12 protein-coding genes are annotated in these 17,325 nt (G+C 68.5%); 3 read left to right on the top strand and 9 right to left on the bottom strand.

The window, feature by feature from the left end; translation table 11 throughout:
• Positions 1–178: 178 nt before the first annotated feature.
• Positions 179–1,192 (bottom strand): LacI family DNA-binding transcriptional regulator, encoded by a 1,014-nt coding sequence (locus DY023_RS04645; RefSeq protein WP_116241183.1) that lies wholly within the window; start codon positions 1,190–1,192, stop codon positions 179–181.
• A 135-nt stretch (positions 1,193–1,327) separates the two neighbouring features.
• On the opposite strand from DY023_RS04645, the gene DY023_RS04650 reads away from it, so the two are divergent.
• The gene (locus tag DY023_RS04650; RefSeq protein ID WP_116241184.1) at positions 1,328–1,945 is read left to right on the top strand and encodes an HD domain-containing protein; all 618 of its coding nucleotides are present in this window, start codon (positions 1,328–1,330) and stop codon (positions 1,943–1,945) included.
• A 21-nt stretch (positions 1,946–1,966) separates the two neighbouring features.
• On the opposite strand, the gene DY023_RS04655 is transcribed toward DY023_RS04650, so the two are convergent.
• The 8 genes from DY023_RS04655 to DY023_RS04690 all read right to left on the bottom strand — a co-directional run bounded on the left by DY023_RS04655 (position 1,967) and on the right by DY023_RS04690 (position 15,388).
• On the bottom strand, positions 1,967–3,004 hold the full coding sequence (locus tag DY023_RS04655) for an ABC transporter permease (protein WP_116241185.1): 1,038 nt from the start codon (positions 3,002–3,004) through the stop codon (positions 1,967–1,969).
• Complete coding sequence (locus DY023_RS04660; RefSeq protein ID WP_116241186.1) at positions 3,001–4,071, bottom strand: ABC transporter permease; 1,071 nt, start codon at positions 4,069–4,071, stop codon at positions 3,001–3,003. The genes DY023_RS04655 and DY023_RS04660 overlap by 4 nt, the downstream gene beginning before the upstream one ends.
• Positions 4,068–5,687, bottom strand: coding sequence for a sugar ABC transporter ATP-binding protein (locus tag DY023_RS04665; RefSeq protein ID WP_116241187.1), 1,620 nt, complete (start codon positions 5,685–5,687; stop codon positions 4,068–4,070). Before DY023_RS04665 ends, DY023_RS04660 begins: the two co-directional genes overlap by 4 nt.
• 82 nt (positions 5,688–5,769) lie before the next feature.
• Positions 5,770–6,777 carry a substrate-binding domain-containing protein gene (locus tag DY023_RS04670; protein WP_116241188.1) on the bottom strand — a complete coding sequence of 336 codons (1,008 nt, stop codon included), beginning with the start codon at positions 6,775–6,777 and terminating at the stop codon, positions 5,770–5,772.
• A gap of 133 nt (positions 6,778–6,910) precedes the next feature.
• A complete protein-coding gene (locus DY023_RS04675; protein ID WP_116241189.1) occupies positions 6,911–8,449 on the bottom strand; it encodes a sugar ABC transporter ATP-binding protein in 1,539 nt (512 codons plus the stop codon).
• Entirely contained in the window at positions 8,449–9,468 is a 1,020-nt protein-coding gene (locus DY023_RS04680; protein ID WP_116241190.1) for a LacI family DNA-binding transcriptional regulator, read from the bottom strand. The genes DY023_RS04675 and DY023_RS04680 overlap by 1 nt, the downstream gene beginning before the upstream one ends.
• Before the next feature lie 140 nt (positions 9,469–9,608).
• The gene (locus DY023_RS04685) at positions 9,609–12,533 is read right to left on the bottom strand and encodes a beta-xylosidase family glycoside hydrolase (protein WP_116241191.1); all 2,925 of its coding nucleotides are present in this window, start codon (positions 12,531–12,533) and stop codon (positions 9,609–9,611) included.
• Positions 12,476–15,388, bottom strand: coding sequence for a family 43 glycosylhydrolase (locus DY023_RS04690; RefSeq protein WP_425453412.1), 2,913 nt, complete (start codon positions 15,386–15,388; stop codon positions 12,476–12,478). The genes DY023_RS04685 and DY023_RS04690 overlap by 58 nt, the downstream gene beginning before the upstream one ends.
• On the opposite strand from DY023_RS04690, the gene DY023_RS04695 reads away from it, so the two are divergent.
• Positions 15,314–16,177: an NAD-dependent epimerase/dehydratase family protein gene (locus tag DY023_RS04695; protein WP_116241192.1), complete on the top strand. Its 864-nt coding sequence runs from the start codon at positions 15,314–15,316 to the stop codon at positions 16,175–16,177. The two genes, DY023_RS04690 and DY023_RS04695, sit on opposite strands and share 75 nt — an antisense overlap.
• 36 nt (positions 16,178–16,213) lie before the next feature.
• Entirely contained in the window at positions 16,214–17,257 is a 1,044-nt protein-coding gene (locus DY023_RS04700; RefSeq protein ID WP_116241193.1) for a LacI family DNA-binding transcriptional regulator, read from the top strand.
• Positions 17,258–17,325 lie beyond the last annotated feature (68 nt).

A 17,325-nucleotide genomic window follows, 5' to 3' on the forward strand; every position in this document is an offset into this window, starting at 1 on the left:
GCATGCCCCGGGCTGCTCCGGTCTCAACAGTTGCGGGTGCGACGGGCGCACAACCCGCAACGAGTGAGACCGGAGCCCGGGGAGGGGCCACCCCGGACTGCTCCGGTCTCAACCGTCGCGGGTGCGACGGGCGTTCAACCCGCATCGAGTGAGACCGGAACCGAGGGAAAGCCGCACGTCAGCGCGGCGGGGAGACCGAAGCGCGCGAGATCAGCACAGGCGGGACCGGAGCGGATGCTGCGGGAGCCGCCGTCGCGGCATCCGCGCCCCCCACCAGGGTCGCGACAGCGCGTCGGGCGAGCTCGTCGAAGTCCTGCCGCACCGTCGTCAGCGGAGGCCAGAAGTACGCGGCATCCGGGGTGTCGTCGAAACCGACGACACTGATGTCGACCGGCACGTCGAGACCCCGTTCGCGCAGCCCGGTGATCAGTCCGAGAGCCATCTGATCGTTGCCCGCGAAGACCGCGGTCGCACCGGAGTCCTGCACGGCCTGCGCCGCCTCGTACCCGGAACGCGCGGTCCAGTCGCCGCGCACCGTCATCCGGAAGTCCAGTCCGCGCGCGCCGAGTTCCGCGTCGTAGCCGGATGCCCGGGCCTCGGCCTCGAGCCAGTCCGCGGGCCCGGCCAGGTGCGCGATGCGGCCGTGCCCGGCATCCGCCAGCGCGGCGACCGCGAGGCGGGCGCCGGCGATCTGATCGACGGACAGCGCGGAGCGGTCGGAGGTGTGCAGCGCGACGGTCGGGGTGCCGGTGTCGAGGCCCTTCAGCACCTCGAGTGTGCGGGCGTGCGGGGCGAAGACGACGAGACCGTCCACCGACTGCGCGCGCAGGTGCTCGATCGCGGCGCGCACCGAAGCGGCGTCGCCGGAGTCGGCGTAGGCGGTCGACACCCAGTACCCGGCTTCGCGCGCGGAGGCCTCGATCGCGGCGATGCTGCGCGAAGGTCCGTACTGCAGCGCGTCCGAGGCCAGCACGCCGATCGTGCGGGTACGGCGGGTGCCCAGAGCACGGGCCGCGTTGTTCATCCGGTAGCCGAGCTCGTCCATCGCGGCGACGACGCGGTCACGGGTGTCCGGCGCGACATCCGGATGCTCGTTCAGCACCCGCGACACGGTCTGCCGCGACACTCCGGCGAGCGCAGCGACATCGCGCACGCCGACGGCACGCAGACCGTCGCCTCTCGTCTCGCTCATCGCGATGAGTCTAGGGCTGCGTATGGCATCCGAACGGCGGCCGCGGCGGTCTGCGCGTCGGAGAACGACATCTTTCCGACGAACCTTGGCTCTTTCCGCACGGTCGAGGCCGCCCGGGTTCGCTACGCTCACCCCATGCGCATCTCCGACTTCGCCGTCCCCGACACTCCCGCAGCCCGCGCTGCCCGCGAGCTCGTGAACGAGCACCATTCGCCCTCGCTGCGCAACCACGTGCTGCGATCCTGGCTGTGGGCCGAGGCGTTCGCAGCCGTCGAGGGCCGCACCGGGGTCGATCATGAACTCCTCTACACCGCCGCACTGCTGCACGACATCGCGCTCGCGCCGGCGTTCGACAATCACACGCTCGGGTACGAGGAGGCCGGTGGGTACATCGGTGAGGCGATGACCGCCGGCGCCGGGTGGCCGGCGCAGCGCAGACGGCGCATCAACGAGGTCATCGTGCGGCACAACTGGCCGCAGGTCGATCCCGCGTTCGACCTGGAGGGCTATCTGCTGGAGACGGCCACCGGTCTCGACATCTCCGGCCGCCGCGACGCCGAGATCCCGCTCGACTTCCGCCTAGAGGTGCTCGCCGCCCACCCCCGGCTCTCACTCGCCACGGAGTTCGGCACGAGCGTCGGTGAGCAGTCCGACCGCAAGCCGCACAGCCACGCCCGCCGCCTGATCGACGGCGGCCTCATCGACAAGCTCGCGTCGAACCCGCTGGAGGAGCAGCGGGGTCCGGCGAACTGAGGCCTCGCCGGACCCCGGCCGCTATTCCTTCCTCCGGGTCACGACCCGCTGCAGCAGCACGAACACCAGCAGGATGCCGCCGGTGATGATCGTCGTCATCTCGGGCGGGATTCCGCCGTCTCGCGTGATCAACACGTTCATCAGCCCCAGCACCAGGGCGCCGATGACCGAGCCGAGCACGTAGCCGTACCCGCCGGTGAGCACCGTCCCGCCGATGACGGCAGCAGCGATGGCGTCGAGCTCCCAGCCGATGCCGGTGATGTTCTGCGCGGTGCCGATGCGCGCGGTGTAGAGCACCGCCGCAATGCCGGCCAGCGTGCCGCTGATCACGTACACCAGCACCTTCGTGCGGTGCACGGGCAGGCCCATCAGCAGAGCCGAGTTCTCCGAGCCGCCGATCGCGTACACCGTGCGGCCGGTCCTGGTGCGGTGCAGCACGAAGAACGCCACCGCAACGACGAGGATCGCGATGATGACCGCCGGCGTGATCACCAGGTCGTTCACCTTCGGACCGTCGATCACCTTGAGCTGTTCACCCAGCCAGCGGATCGGCGACTCCTCGCCCAGTCGCTCCGCCTTGGTGCTCAGCAGCGATGCCAGGCCGCGGGCGAGGAACATCATCGCGAGCGTCGCGATGAACGGCTGCACGGAGAAGTACCTGATCAGGATGCCCGAGATCAGCCCCGACACGGTGCCGATGAGCACCATCACGAGGATGACGGCGAAGGCGTTCCATCCCGCGTTCGCCAGCATGACGCCCGCGACCGAGGACAGCGCGATGATCGACCCCACCGACAAGTCGATGCCACCGGTGAGGATCACGAAGGTCAGGGCGACCGCGAGAACGATGAGGTGCGCGTTGTTGATCAGCAGGTTCGACAGCGTGCTGGCCTGCACGATCCGGCCGTAGGCGACCTCGCCGTACACGATCATGCCGAGGAAGATCACCACGGATGCCGTGGTCGGCAGCACCGAGGGATTCGCCTGTACGGCGCGGCGGATGCGGTCCGCGAACGACGGCGCCTCGGATCGGGTGCCGGTGGTCGCCAGGGCGGTCATGCCGCCACCTCCTCTTTCACCGGGGCGCTCGGCGCCGACGGAGTGGATGTCCTGCGTGCCCGGAACCAGCCGCGCACCCGCTCGGACTGCAGCAGGCAGAGCACGATGATGACGATCGCCTTGAACGCGGGCGTCGCCGACGACGAGACGCCCAGGTACAGCACCGTCTTATCGAGCGTGGCGATCAGCAGCGCTCCGACGAAGGCGCCGCTGAGCGAGAACTTGCCGCCTGCGAGGGATGCCCCGCCGATGACGACGGCGAGGATCGCATCGAGCTCGAGCTGGTATCCGGTGCGGGAGACGTCGACGGTCATCACACTGCCTACGGCCATGATTCCGGCGATGCCTGCGAGCACGCCGCTGATGATGTAGACGGTCAGCAGCAGGCCCTTCGGCTTGATGCCCGCCATCCGGCTGGCCTTCGGGTTGATGCCGATCGCCTCGATCATGAGGCCCAGAGCGCTGCGCCGCACGACCCAGCCGACGGCGATCACGATCAGCAGCGCCAGCAGGAAGACCACGGGAAGGCCCAGCACGAAGCCGTTCGAGATCCATCGGAACGCATCGTTCGAGGCGTTGGTGTTCTGCCCGCCGGTGACGACCTTGGCAAGGCCCCGCCCGGCGAGCATGAGCACGAGTGTCGCGATGAAGGGCTGCAGGCCGACGTACGCGACGAGCAGGCCGTTGACCGCGCCGAGGACGCCCGTGATCAGCAGAGTCAGGGCGATGGCCGTGAGCGCCGCTCCGAACGAGCCGTCGGCGCCGCGGAGGAACTCCATGGACACCGCACCTGCGACCGCCATCAGTGAGCCGACCGACAGATCGATGCCGCCGGTCGCGATCACCAGCGACATCCCGACCGCGATCATCATGATCGGCGCAGCCTGCCGCAGGATGTCGATCACGTTGCCGACCAGGTGGCCGTTGTCGGGGTTCACCGAGACGGCGAGGTACGCCGGGTCCTTGATCAGGTTCAGCACGAGCAGGGCTGCGATCGCCACGATGCCCCAGAAGAACGGCTTGTGGATGAGCGCACGCCAGAACGACGTGCCGGATGCGGCGGTCATCGCGCCTCCTCCTTCTCTGCAGGATGCGGTTCGGCGGTGGCGATCGTATCCTGTGCCGCGCCCTCGGTGTGCTCGAGCGTGTCGGCCGCGGCCTCCGCACCATGCGCGGCGATGACATCGACGATCTCCTGTGCCGTGACGTCGGGACCGTTCTGGATCTCGCCGATCTTGCTGTGGTCCTTGAGCACGACGATGCGCTCGGACAGGCGGACGACCTCTTCCAGCTCGGACGAGATGAACACGACGGCCACGCCGTCCTCGGCCAGCTGTGCGACGGCCTCCTGGATCTCGGCCTTCGCGCCGACGTCGATCCCACGGGTCGGCTCGTCCAGGATCAGCAGGTCGGGCTCTGTCGCGAGCCAGCGACCGAGCAGCACCTTCTGCTGATTGCCACCGGAGAGGTTCTTGATCATGCGATCGGGGTCGGCGGGGCGCACGTTGAGCTGCTCGATGTACTTGCCGACGATCGCATCCTGCTCCTTGCGGGGCATGGGCCGCGCCCAGCCCCGCTCGGCCTGCACCGCGAGGATCATGTTCTCTCGCACCGTGAGGTCGCCGATGATGCCCTCGTCGCGCCTGTTCTCGGTCGAGAAGGCGATGCGCTTGGCGATCCCGTCGGCGGGCGAGCGCAGCTCCACGTTCGCGCCGTTGATCGAGATCGTCCCCTGGTCGGCGCGGTCGGCACCGTAGAGCAGGCGCGCCAGTTCGGTGCGTCCGGAGCCGAGAAGACCCGCGAAGCCGACCACCTCGCCGGGGCGGATGTCGATGTCGGTGGGCTCGACAGCACCCCGGCGTGCGATGCCGCTCGCTTCCAGAAGCGGCTTCTCCGCGGCATCCCTCGCGGTGGTCCGCCGGTTGCCGCCGAGCGACTTCAGCGCGTCGAGATCCTTGCCGATCATCGTGGAGATCAGTGCGTGTCTGTCGAGCTCGCGTCGCAGGAACTCGCCCTCGTATCTGCCGTTGCGCAGCACGGTCAGGCGGTCGCTGATCGCGTAGATCTGGTCGAGGAAGTGCGAGACGAAGAGGATGGCGACGCCCTGGTCGCGCAGCGTGCGCATCACGGCGAACAGGCCCTCCACCTCCGCCGCGTCCAGGCTGGACGTCGGCTCGTCCAGGATGAGCACCTTGGCCTTGATGGCCATCGCGCGACTGATCGCGACCAGCTGCTGCATCGCGATCGACAGCGTCGAGAGGGGCTTGTGCGTGTCGAGGTGCTCGAGCCCGAGCCGGGCGAGCGCTTCGGATGCGGCGCGGTGAGTAGCGCGCCAGTTGATGCCGAACGGTCCACGGACCTCGTGGCCGAGCATGACGTTCTCGCCGATCGTGATGTTCGGCGCGAGGTTGACCTCCTGATAGACGGTCGAGATGCCGGCATTCTGCGCGTCGGACGTGCCGGAGAAGGTGCGTTCGGCGCCGGCGACCACGATCGATCCGGAATCGATCCGGTACACGCCGGTGAGCGCCTTGATCAGGGTCGACTTGCCGGCCCCGTTCTCGCCCATGAGTGCGTGCACTTCGCCGGGGAACAGGCGGAAGTCGACCCCGTCGAGGGCCTTCACGCCCGGGAACTCGATCGAGATGCCGCGCATCTGGACGATCGGCTGCTGTTCGTTCATCGTTGACTCTCCGTTGCCGCGATGGTGTGCCGGGGCGGCGCCGGCTCGGCGCCGCCCCGGCAGTCCTCGCGATCGGGTGCGATCAGTACTTACGGTCGGGCAGTGCAGCCTTGGCAGCGTCGGCCGAGTCGAACGCCTGGCTCGGGACGACGATGTACGAGTCCACGTCCTCGCCGTTCAGGGTCTTCTCGACGGCGTCGAGTGCGGTCTCACCGAACAGCGGGTTGTACTCGTGCACGTAGCTGAGCTTGCCGTCGGCCAGCGCCTGCATGGCGTTCTTCGTGCCGTCGATCGTGGCGATCTTGACGTCGGTGCCGATCTTCAGGCCGGCCTCCTCCGCGGCCTGCGCAGCGCCGAGCCCCATCTCGTCGTTCTGCGCGAACACGAACTGGATGTCGTTGCCGTTGGCCTTCAGCATGGTCTCGAAGACGCTCTTGCCCTCCTCGGTCGACCAGTTCGCGGTCTGCGCGTCGACCTTGTTCAGGCTGGAGTCGCCAAGGCCCTCCTCGAAGCCCTTGTTGCGCTCGTTGACCACACCGACGCCGGCCGGGCCCTCGAGCACGACGTAGTTGCCGCCGTCGGGGAAGCTCGCCGCAGCCCATTCGCCGACCTCCTTGGCGACCTCGACGTTGTCGGGCGCGATACGGGTGATGTAGAGGCTGTCGTCGTCGGGCTCGATGCCGCGGTCGAGCAGGATGACGGGGATCTCGGCCTCCTGTGCGCGCTTGAGCGAGTCCTCCCAGCCGGAGGCCTCCGTCGCCGACAGCAGGATGACGTCGACGCCCTCGTCGACGAACGACGTGAAAGCGTCGATCTGCGACTTCTGGTCGAGGTTGGTGGCGGGTGCGTACTTGAGGTCGTATCCGGCGTCCTTCGTGAAGGTGTCCTGGATGTTCTGCTCGTTGGCCTCTCGCCAGGCGCCCTCAGGGCCGACGGCGACGAAGCCGACCGTGGTCAGGTCGCCGGACGTGCCACCATCCTTGCCCGAACCGGCATCGTTGTTGCCGCCGGAGCAGGCGGCCAGACCGAGGGCCAGCGCGCCTGCAGCGACGAGGCCCAGTGCGATGCGCATGCGCTTCTTCGCGGACATTTCTCCTCCTTGAGACGCCGAGGCGCTTCCCTCGGCTACTGCGTGATTGCATGACGCCCGGCTCGGCGTCTGCAGCGATGTTACCGGGAACAATTTCCGGAACACAAGAACAATTAGGAAGAGAGCCGAATCGTTACGTTCCCGGTAACAGTTCTTCCTCTGCCGCGATCATCTCCACCACCGTGTCGACCGTGATACCCGGCCCGTTGCTCAGCTCGCCGATCTTCTGCCTGTCCTTCAGCACGAGGATGCGGTCGCTCAGACGCACGACCTCCTCCAGTTCCGACGAGATGAAGACCACGGCGACACCGTCGGCGGCGAGCTGTGCGATGCGGCGCTGGATCTCGAGCTTGGCCGCGATGTCGATACCCCGTGTCGGCTCGTCGAGGATCAGTACGTGCGGGCGCACCGCGAGCGCGCGTGCGAGCAGTACCTTCTGCTGCGTGCCGCCGGAGAGCAGTTCGGCGGGGCGGTCGAGGTCGTCCGGGTCGAGGTGCAGGGCTTCGACGTAGGTGTCGATCAGCGCCGTCGCCTCCGCCGGCGAGAGCGGACGCGACCATCCTCGAAGCGCCTGGATCGACAGCACGATGTTCTCCCGCGCGGTCAGCCCGGGGATGATGCCGTCCGTGCGGCGACTCTCGGTGGTCATGGCGATGCGTTGCCGCAGCGCCGCCGACGGACTGCGCAGGTCGACGCGCTCGCCGTCCACCCAGATCTCGCCGCTGTCGGTGCGCGCCGCGCCGGCGAGCACCGAAGCCAGCTCGGTGCGTCCGGAGCCGCGCAGTCCGGCCAGCCCGATGATCTCCCCGCGCTGCAGCTCCACATCGGTGCGGTCCAGCTCGCCACGGCGCCCGACATCCGCGGCACGCAGCGCCGGCAGCCCGTCCATGACGTAATGATGCGCCTGACGCTGCGACCGCAGAGCACGCAGGCTCTCGATGTCCTTGCCGAGCATCTGGGAGATCAGGTCGGTGCGATCCAGGTCGCGCGTCGCGTTCTCGCCGATCCGCCGACCGCCTCGCAGCACGGTCATCCGGTCGCTGATGGCGAAGGCCTGCTCGAGGAAGTGCGACACGAACAGAATGGCGACGCCGCGCTCGCGGAGACCCCGGATCACGCGCATGAGCATGTCGACCTCGGCCTGGTCCAGGCTCGACGTCGGCTCGTCCAGCACGAGCACCCGCGGGTCGTCGACGACGGCGCGCGCCAAGGCGACGAGCTGCTTCTGCGCGGGGGACAGCAGCGACAGCGGGATGCGCGGATCGAGATCGTCCAGCCCCAGCCTGGACAGTGCCGCAGCCGCATCCGCACGGGTGCGCCGCCAGGAGATCCCGAGCCGCCCACGACGCTCACGACCCAGCATGACGTTCTCAGCGACGCTGAGATTCGGCGCCAGCTGCGTCTCCTGGAACACCGTCGCGACGCCGGCGGCGCGGGCATCGGCCACGCCGGTGAACCGGCGCTCCTCTCCCGCGACCCGCACGATGCCGCTCACCGGCTCGCACGTGCCGGTGAGCACGGCGATCAGCGTGGACTTGCCCGCGCCGTTCTCGCCCATCACCGCATGCACCTCGCCGGGGAACAGCCGGAAGTCGACGTCGTCGAGGGCGCGCACACCGGGGAACTCGACCGTGATCCCCTCGAGCTCGACGATGGGCGAGGGGCCCGTCATCACCGGACCTCCCGCGGTGGCGCCGAGGAGGCCCGCGGCACCAGCTCAGTGGGAATGCGCGTCAGCGTGGGTATCGCGCGGCCCTCGATCGCGGCGCGCAGCATCTCGACGACCGACGTGCCCAGCGCATGGAAGTCCTGCCGCACCGTGGTCAGCGGCGGCAGGAAGTGCTTCGCGAGCGGGATGTCGTCGAAGCCGACGATGCTCAGGTCGCGCGGCACCTCGAAGCCCTTGTCGTGCAGGCCGTGGATCAGGCCGATCGCCATGTCGTCATTGGCGACGAAGATCGCCGTGTAATCGGGCAACCGGGTCAGCCCCATAGCGAAGTCGTAGGTGAAGTCGGGCGTCCAGTCGCCTACGACGATCGGTCGCTCTCGGATGCCCCAGGACTTCGCTCTGCTGTGGAACGCGCGCTCGCGCGCGCGGGCGTCCAGCCAGTCGAGAGGACCGGCGATGTGCAGGATGTCACGGTGCCCCAGCGCGACGAGGTGGTCGACGACGAGCGTGGTACCGGCCTGCTGGTCGATGGAGACCGTGAGGAAGGTGGGGTCGGCATCGGCCTTGACCACGAGCATCGGCACGCTCAGCGAGATGCGACGCAGCGCCGCGACCGAGGACGAGCGCGGGGCGATCACGCACAGGGCGTCGACCCCCTGCGTGACGAGGTTGTCGACGGCCTCCTGCGGTGTGAGGCCGTCACCCTCGTGCAGCGCGATGGTGGTGATCGAGTAGTCGGCGGCGCGGGCGGCCAGTTCGACGGCGCGCAGCACGCTGGTCGGCCCGAACGACACCGGGCTCTCGATGATCACGCCGATGCGCCGCGTGCGCTGCGTGGCGAGTGCGCGGGCGACGAGATTGGGCCGGTAGTCGAGCTCCTCGATCGCCTCGAGCACACGGCGCCGGGTGTCGGGCTTGATGTTCGGGTGGTCGTTGAGCACCCGGGACACCGTCATGTGGGACACACCGGCGATCTCCGCCACCTGACGGATGCCGGGCTTGTCAGAGCCGACGTTCGCCATGCGCACCTCCGTCGACCCGCCTTCCGAGATGTTACCGAGCACAGGCAGGCCGCTGCAATCGGAGGAGGCGCAGGTCTCCGCTCGCCGACCGCCCTCCCGGAAGACCGGGATCGACGGTCGACGAGCGGAGGCGGACGGGGTCAGCCGCAGCGGTGCTCCGCGGTTGAGACCTTCTGCTGCACCTGAACAGACTCACCGCCGACAGTGGCGGTGGCTGTCACGATCACTTCGCCCGGTGGCACATCCGCCCGGCGCGTGTTGATCGCCGCGGAGGCGTCAGCGCCGGGCGTCACGACGCCCAGCTCGCGGTCCCCGTACTCCGAGGACACCGTGAACACTGCATCCACCGCATCGCCGTTGGTGATCTTCACCGTGCGGTGCACGAACTTGCCCGCGACACAGCGATCCGTGACGTCCACCGAGAACACGATCGCCGGCGTCTCTCGAAGCGTGCCGAGACGCGCGAGCTGGTAGCTCAGGGCGCGCTCCGGCGCGTCGATCTGGTTCTGCGTGCCGAACGGCGACTGCTTCGCGACGCGCGCCTGCTGGAGGACATCCTGCATCGCCGCCCAGGCATCCGCCGGATACTCGCTCTCGACGAGCTCGCCGGCATGCGCGATCGCGGCATCCAGCGTGCTCTCGTCGAGCGGAAGACCCTGCGCGGTCAGCGTGTCGCTGAGCAGGAAGTGGTCGACGTCGACATGCCCTCCGGTCTGCTTCGTGGCGTAACTGAACAGCCCGACTCTGTGCCCCATGAAGTGCGTCAGGCCGCCGTCCAGGCGCAGCGGCCCGACCGGCTGGCCCAAACTCTGCCAGGTGACCCCGTCGAGGCTGTACGAGAACGCGGTGAACAACTGCCCCGGGATGCTCTCGAAGTCGAGATCCGCCTTCAGATGCACCTCGGTCGCGCTCCCGAGCGGAGCGGTCGCTCCTGGCACGAACCCCTCGACAGCCGCCTGATCGACGGATGCAGCGAACGGCTGCCCGCGGTGCACCACTCCGACGGTGTTCACGCCTCCTGTCCGCTTCACCGCCACATAGGAGAAATCACGGTTGTACGCCGCAAGCCCCGCCACGTCGCCGTCTTTCATGCCGGACACGTCGAGCTTCGTCTCCACCGACTGACGCGGGCCGAACGTGCGCTGCGACAGCGTGTTGCGGGCCTCCTCGAGCCAGGTGAGTTCGCCGCCGTTGCGGTGCTGATATGCGCCGGTGACGACCTTGCCGTTGGTGAGCCGGAGCCAGCCGTCGCGGTCGGTCAGCGACCAGTAGCGGTTGTCCGGGGCATGGTTCCACTCCCAAGCCAGATCGAGGTTCGAGCCGTTCGGCGCCACCTCGTCGGGGTGCGGCGCCTCGACCGAGATCGGATGCCCGACCAGCGACGCATCGTCGACCGTGAAGTCCATCAGATGCGTGTCGGGCGCCTCGGCCGGGTTCGCCGTCCACGTCGTCTCGATGAACAGGCGGGCGTCATCCAGTGGCTGCGACACCGGCACCGTGAACGTGCCGGAGAGCCTTCCCCACTGTCCACGGGTCAGCGCGGCGGCGGGGGTGACGTTGACGAACTTCGTGCCGGCCCCGCCGTAGCGCACGGTCATCACGAACTGCCTGGTCGCGGGGCTGGCCGGGTTGTCGTACTTCACCCACGCCGACACCTCGTACTCCACGCCGTGCTGCAGGCGGTCCGTCACGTTCTGCGCCGGACCGGAACCGGTCAGCGTGCGGCCGGTCACGGCGAGCGCGGATGCTCCGGTGCGGGCGTCCGGCGTCTTCGACAGCGCCGCACCCTCGTTCGAGATCCATCCCGCTGTGCCCTCCGCCTCCGCATCGGCGTCATCAAGCAGCTCGACTCCGATGAGCGACTCGTCCAGCTGCGGCGGCTGCGGCAGCTCCCACTGCTGGTCCTGGTAGGCACGATGAGGGGCGTCGTTTCGGAAGTCGTCGGAGGCGACGATGCTCTTCTGCTGCTCGAAGCGCTCCTGCTCAGGCGTGAGCCTGATGGGTTTGGCGAACGCACCGTTCACCGGCACGACCCCGTTGTCGCCGAACGTCGGCCACCCGTCGTTCCACGTCGCCGGGATGAGCGCGGGGATGCGTCCGATCGGGAACGTGTCGCGGAAGAAGAATCCGTACCAGTCGTCTCCGGCGTCGCCGTCGGCCACCGGCACGAGACTGCCCTGCGCGAAGCCGTTCGAGTTCAGCACGCCGCGCGACTCGTACGGCTCCCCGGCGAGATGACCGAGCAGGCTCCTGGAGCGGAACATCGCGACCTGCCGCCCGCTGGCGGGCCAGGTGATCATCACCACGTAGTAGTAGCCGTCGATGTAGAACGCCTGGGCCCCCTCGAACAGTCCGCTGCTGCCCACGTACGACTCGCCGGCGTACTCGCCGCGCGGGATGATGTCCGGGTACTCCTGATCGATGGCGGTCAGATCGTCGTTCAGCCGGACGGCGCTGACTCCGCCGTAGACGATGTACGGGGTACCGCCGTTCGCGTCGTCGAAGAACAGCGAGGGGTCGTGCAGGCTGCGTCCGAGCGGCGTGCGCTCCCAGGCTCCGTTCTCGATGTCATCGGTGCGGTAGATGTACGCGCCGCCGAGGTTGAGCGAGTTGACCAGCACGTAGTAGGTGCCGTCGTGGTAGCGGAGCGAGGACGCCCATTGTCCCTGTCCATAGGAGTTGGATCCGTTGCGCAGTGAGTAGGCGTCGCTGACGTCGAGCCGGTCATAGACGTAGTTGACCGTCTGCCAGTTGACGAGATCGTACGACTTCATGATCGGCGCCCCGGGGCTGAGCTGCATCGTGGTGCTGATCATGTAGTAGACGTCGCGACCCTCGTCGTTCTCGGATGCCGGAACGCGCTCGACGCTGACATCCGGGACATCGGCGTTGAGTCCCGGCACGGTGTATGTGCCGTCGCCCTGGTCGGTCGACGTGTACGAGGGATCGGGGTCCCACTCGTCGGCGGCTTCGGCCGCGTTCGCCGGGACGATGAGCCCCGCGCCCGTCAGCAGCCCGGCCACGGCGAGCGAGGCGACTCTGGTTCCGCGATTAAGAGGTGACATGTGTACTCCTTTGAAGACGTGAAGAACGTGTGGCGGGGGCCGGCATGCGCCGGCCCCCGCCGGATGGGTGAATCAGCCGCAGCGGGATGCCGCGGTCGCGACCTTCTGCTGCACCTGCACCGGNGCTGCACCTGCACCGGTTCGCCGTCGACGGTCGCCGTGGCGGTGACGGTCAGCTCGCCTGCTGCCACGTCCGAGAGGCGGGTGTTGATCGCGGCCGCTGCGTCCGCGCCGGCTGCGATCACGCCGAGTTCACGATCGCCGAACTCGGACGACACCGTGAACGTGGCATCCACGTCATCCTCGTTGGCGACCTTCACTGTCCGGTGCACGAACTTGCCCGCCACGCAACGATCCGTGACGGTCACCGAGAACGCGAGCGCCGGGGCCGCGGTGAACGACCAGTTGTCGATCTCGGCGAGATCGACGTCGTCGGCTGCGCCCTCGGGCGCGGCGAACACGAAGAACACGTCGTGCTGCCCGGTGGCGCCGGTCACGTCCGCCTGCACGTCGGCCCACTCCCCGGCCTCGCCGTCGAGCGGGATCTCGGCCACGACAGGACCGTCAACGGCATCGAGGCGCACCTGCACGCTGGACCCGGACACCAGCGGCTTCACCCGCGCCGAGACCGTTGCGGCTCCCGCCCCGAAGTCGACGCCCGCGATGCCGGTGAAGTCGCCGTCGTTGATTCCGGCGAGCACCATGTTCCCGGCGCCGTTGTGCTCGGGGAACTCGGCGGATGCGGCCTCCGTCGCCTGCGTGGTGACGCCGAGCTGCCAGGCGAGCGTCTCGGCCTCGAAGGTGCGGTACGGATCGAAGGCTTCGATCTGCTCCACGCCCGCGCGGGTTCCCTTGACGGGCTTGATCGTGCCGTCCTCGTTGAACTCCAGCTTGTCGATGTGCACCGAGCGGTAGCCCTGCGTCGCACCGGGGGTTCCCAGCGCGGCGGCCCATGCCGCGCCACGAGTCTGCGCGTGATAAGTGAAGTACGTCTCTCCCTTGTAGCTGAACATGTCGGAGTGGTTGTTGCCGCCGTTGCCGGCGCCGAAGTGGACGGCCGGGTTCTGGAACGCCACGCCGGCGTACTTCGCGGCCGAGAGGTCCATCGGGTCGTCCGTCATCATGTAGGCGATCGCGCCGCGCTCCGGGTACTTCCCCGGCACCTCGTTCACCTGGAAGTTCGACGAGTAGGAGTAGTAGTACTTGTCGCCGTGCTTGAACATGCTCGACGCCTCGAAGATGCCCGGAGCGTCGATCTCGACCGGGTCGCCGTCGAGCGTGACCATGTCATCCTTCAGCTTGGCCACCCGAGTCGACTTCGGGTTCTGCGGTCCCTGCTGGTTCGGGCTCGTGCCGATGACCGAGTTGCCGCCGAAGTACAGGTAGCCCTGCCCGTCGTCGTCGATGAACACCTCGGGGTCGAACAGCCACATGCCTGCGGGGAACCCGCCGTTGGCGATGTACTCGGGCGAGACGGTGTCGGGGATGATCTTCTTGCCGAGCGGGTCCTCCCACGGGCCGAGCGGTGAGCCACCGACGACGACCGCGGTTCCGGTTCCGCTGTCGCAGAAGTACAGGTAGATCTTGCCGTCCTTCTCGATCGCGGCCGGCGCCCAGGAGTTGCGCGCCCAGGGTGCTGCTCCGCCCTCGCGTGCGACGGGCACCGAGCCATGGTCCACCCAGTTGACCATGTCACTCGTCGACATCACGTTCAGCCGGGTGATGGCGCCGTAGCCGTTGGACTGCGTCGGCAGACCGTTCGCGTCCTTGCTGTTCGCCTCGTACTGCTGCGTGTCGTCCGTCGAGTAGATGTAGAGGCGGCCGTTGAAAATGACGTGGTGCGGGTCGGCGCCGAACTTGTGGCCCACGAGCGGGTTGTGATCACCGATCGGCTTGGTCTGCACCTGCTCGAGGCTGGAGTACGCGGGCGCCGGGGGCGCATCGGCGATCTTCACGAGCGATACCTCATCCACTTGGAAGTCCTGCAGTGCATTCGAACCCCACGGCGTCTCGACGAAGAACCAGTCGGCTCCGACGTGCCGCGCCTCGGCCGTGAACTCCTGGGAGAAGGCGCCCCACTGGCCCTTGGTGAACGTCTGGCCGTAGTCGGCGCAGCCGTTGAAGTTCGCCGGGCAGAAGGTGAAGTTGAACCGCTGCGTGTCTGCGCCGTCGGTGTACTTCAGCTTGCCGGTCATCCGGTACGACGCGCCCAGCTCGAGCTTGCCCGTCACGCGTGCGAACGGTCCGGACTGCGTGTTCTCGCGCCCGGTGGTCAGCAGCGAGAACGCTCCGCTCGCGGCATCCGTCGAGAGCTGGAGCGTGCCGCCGCGAGTGCTGGTCCACCCTTCGGAATCGGCCACGAACCGACCGTCGGGCAGCAGGCTGCCCGGCACCGCCGGGGTCTCTTCCGCCGCCAGCCGGGTCGTCGTCGCCGCCGCGTTCGCCTGGTCGCTCGTGGAGACGAGCGACAGCGATGACGCGATCAGGGCGGTGGCGCCCATCACCGCCGTGGTGATCCTGAGGCTTCTCGCCCTCGCTCTCGCGCGGGTGAGTGGTTGTGCTGGTGTCATGGTCGCACTCCTTCGTTCGATCGACCGTCGTGCCGGCACGGTGCTGTGCTGACGCCCGGATGTTACCGGTATCAAACTTGAGCAGGCAAGAGTTTCGAAACTGTTGCCTGATGTTTCGGAGCGCTGTCCGCGCAGATGGACAGCGACCACCGAGTTACCGGTAACGAAGATCTGGATGCGCGCCGGCTCGCCCCGTGGCAGGGTGATCCCATGCGCATCGCCCTCACCGGAGCATCCGGCAAGCTCGGAACCGTCGTCGCCCGCGAACTGCGCGCGAGCGGCCATCGCGTCATCGGCCTGGATGTGGCCGGACAGCGCGGTCCGGACTTCGTGCAGGTCGACCTGACCGACTTCGGCCAGGTCGTGGACGCCCTCACCGCGGTCGGCGACCGGCACGACGGCGTCGACGCCGTCGTGCATCTGGGCGCCATCCCCGCCCCGGGGATCCGCAGCGACGTCGCCACCTTCCACAACAACATGCCGGCGACCTTCAACGTGTTCTGGGCCGCCGCACGGCTGGGCATCACGCGCATCGTCTACGCGTCGAGCGAGACCGTGCTGGGGCTGCCCTTCGACGTGCCGCCGCCGTACGTCCCCGTCGACGAGGAGTACCCGCCGCGACCGGAGTCGGTGTACTCGCTGGTGAAGACCCTCGAGGAGCGGATGGCGGTCGAGCTGGTGCGATGGCACCCGGATCTGTCGATCACGGCGCTGCGGTTCTCGAACGTGATGGTCCCCGAGGACTACGCGGCGTTCCCGTCTTTCGATGCCGACGCGCGGAACCGCAAGTGGAACCTGTGGGGCTACATCGACGCGCGCGACGGTGCCCAGGCCGTCGAGCGCGCCCTCCAGGTGGCCGGCCCCGGTTTCGAGAGCTTCATCATCGCCGCGGCCGACACGGTGATGTCGCGTCCGAACGCCGAGCTGCTCGCCGAGGTCTTCCCCGACGTGCCGTTGAGCCGGCCCGTCACCGAGCACGAGACGCTGCTCTCGATCGCGAAGGCGCGCCGGATGCTGGGCTACGAGCCCCGGCACAGCTGGCGCGATCACGTGGCCGGCGATTCATCGATGTAAGCAGCCCCGGGCGTCGGGCCGGAATAGGCTGGGCGCATGACAGGGGGCGCACGCGCGACGATGCGGGATGTCGCATCGCTGGCCGGCGTGTCCGCCAAGACCGTCTCCAACGTCGTGACCGGCGCCGTGCCGGTGCGCGAGGACACCCGGGAACGGGTCGAGCAGGCCATGCGCAAGCTCGACTTCGTGCCCAACCTCAGTGCACGCGGCCTGCGCAACGGACGCTCCGGCGTGATCGCCGTCTCCCTGCCGTTCCTGGCCACATCGTTCTCGTCCGAGCTCATGCACCGCATCGTCGAGGCGGCGCACCGCCGCGGGCTGGCCGTGCACATCGAGGAGACCGGCGCCGACCCCGGCCGCGAGCGGGAGCTGCTCTCACGAGCTCGCGCGCACCTGGTCGACGGCCTGATCCTGAACCCAATCCGCCTGGAGGACAGCTCGGTGGGCGGCGACGATCTGCCCCCGGTGGTGCTGATCGGCGAGGTCGAGAACCGCAGCACCGACCACGTCGGCATCGACAGCGTCGCTGGAGCCGCCGAGCTGACCAGGCACGTGCTCTCGCGCGGTGCGACGCGCATCGCCGTACTCGGCGCCGACGATGAGAACACCTTCGGGACCGCGACCAGCAGGCTTCGGCTGCAGGGCGTTCGACAGGCCCTCGGCGAGGCCGGCATCCCGCTCGACCCCCGGCTCGAGGTGAACAACCCGGACTGGACCATGACCGGCGGCGTGGCCGCCACCGAGCTGCTGCTGAGCCGCGGCATCCCGTTCGATGCGATCATCGCGTTCACGGATTCGCTGGCCACCGGTGCACTGCACGTGCTGCGCGGCCACGGCGTGGACGTGCCCGGCCAGGTGCTCGTGACCGGCTTCGACGACGTGGAGGTGTCGCGCTACACCGCGCCCCCGCTCACCACCGTGGCCATCGACCTGCCCGCCTTCGCCGGCGCCGCCGTCGACCGGCTGGTCGCGCGCATCGCCGACCGCTCCGGTCCCGCGCAGTCGATCACGGTGCCGCATCGGCTCGTGCTGCGCGAGAGCACGGATGCCGCACCGCGCGGCTTCGACCCGCGGCCCTGAGTGCGCGATGCCTCGATGCACACGCCTCTTGCGCCATCGATTTCATCGATGTAATGATGTCGGCAACC

Origin of the sequence: Microbacterium bovistercoris (assembly GCF_003387575.1) — a bacterium.
In the GTDB taxonomy this organism is placed as follows: Bacteria; Actinomycetota; Actinomycetes; order Actinomycetales; family Microbacteriaceae; genus Microbacterium; species Microbacterium bovistercoris.

Excerpts from the sequence above, each read along its gene's own strand:
- DY023_RS04645 (WP_116241183.1), bottom strand. The coding sequence starts at position 1,192 with ATGAGCGAGACGAGAGGCGACGGTCTGCGTGCCGTCGGCGTGCGCGAT.
- DY023_RS04650 (WP_116241184.1), top strand. The coding sequence starts at position 1,328 with ATGCGCATCTCCGACTTCGCCGTCCCCGACACTCCCGCAGCCCGCGCT.
- DY023_RS04655 (WP_116241185.1), bottom strand. The coding sequence starts at position 3,004 with ATGACCGCCCTGGCGACCACCGGCACCCGATCCGAGGCGCCGTCGTTC.
- DY023_RS04660 (WP_116241186.1), bottom strand. The coding sequence starts at position 4,071 with ATGACCGCCGCATCCGGCACGTCGTTCTGGCGTGCGCTCATCCACAAG.
- DY023_RS04665 (WP_116241187.1), bottom strand. The coding sequence starts at position 5,687 with ATGAACGAACAGCAGCCGATCGTCCAGATGCGCGGCATCTCGATCGAG.
- DY023_RS04670 (WP_116241188.1), bottom strand. The coding sequence starts at position 6,777 with ATGTCCGCGAAGAAGCGCATGCGCATCGCACTGGGCCTCGTCGCTGCA.
- DY023_RS04675 (WP_116241189.1), bottom strand. The coding sequence starts at position 8,449 with ATGACGGGCCCCTCGCCCATCGTCGAGCTCGAGGGGATCACGGTCGAG.
- DY023_RS04680 (WP_116241190.1), bottom strand. The coding sequence starts at position 9,468 with ATGGCGAACGTCGGCTCTGACAAGCCCGGCATCCGTCAGGTGGCGGAG.
- DY023_RS04685 (WP_116241191.1), bottom strand. The coding sequence starts at position 12,533 with ATGTCACCTCTTAATCGCGGAACCAGAGTCGCCTCGCTCGCCGTGGCC.
- DY023_RS04695 (WP_116241192.1), top strand. The coding sequence starts at position 15,314 with ATGCGCATCGCCCTCACCGGAGCATCCGGCAAGCTCGGAACCGTCGTC.
- DY023_RS04700 (WP_116241193.1), top strand. The coding sequence starts at position 16,214 with ATGACAGGGGGCGCACGCGCGACGATGCGGGATGTCGCATCGCTGGCC.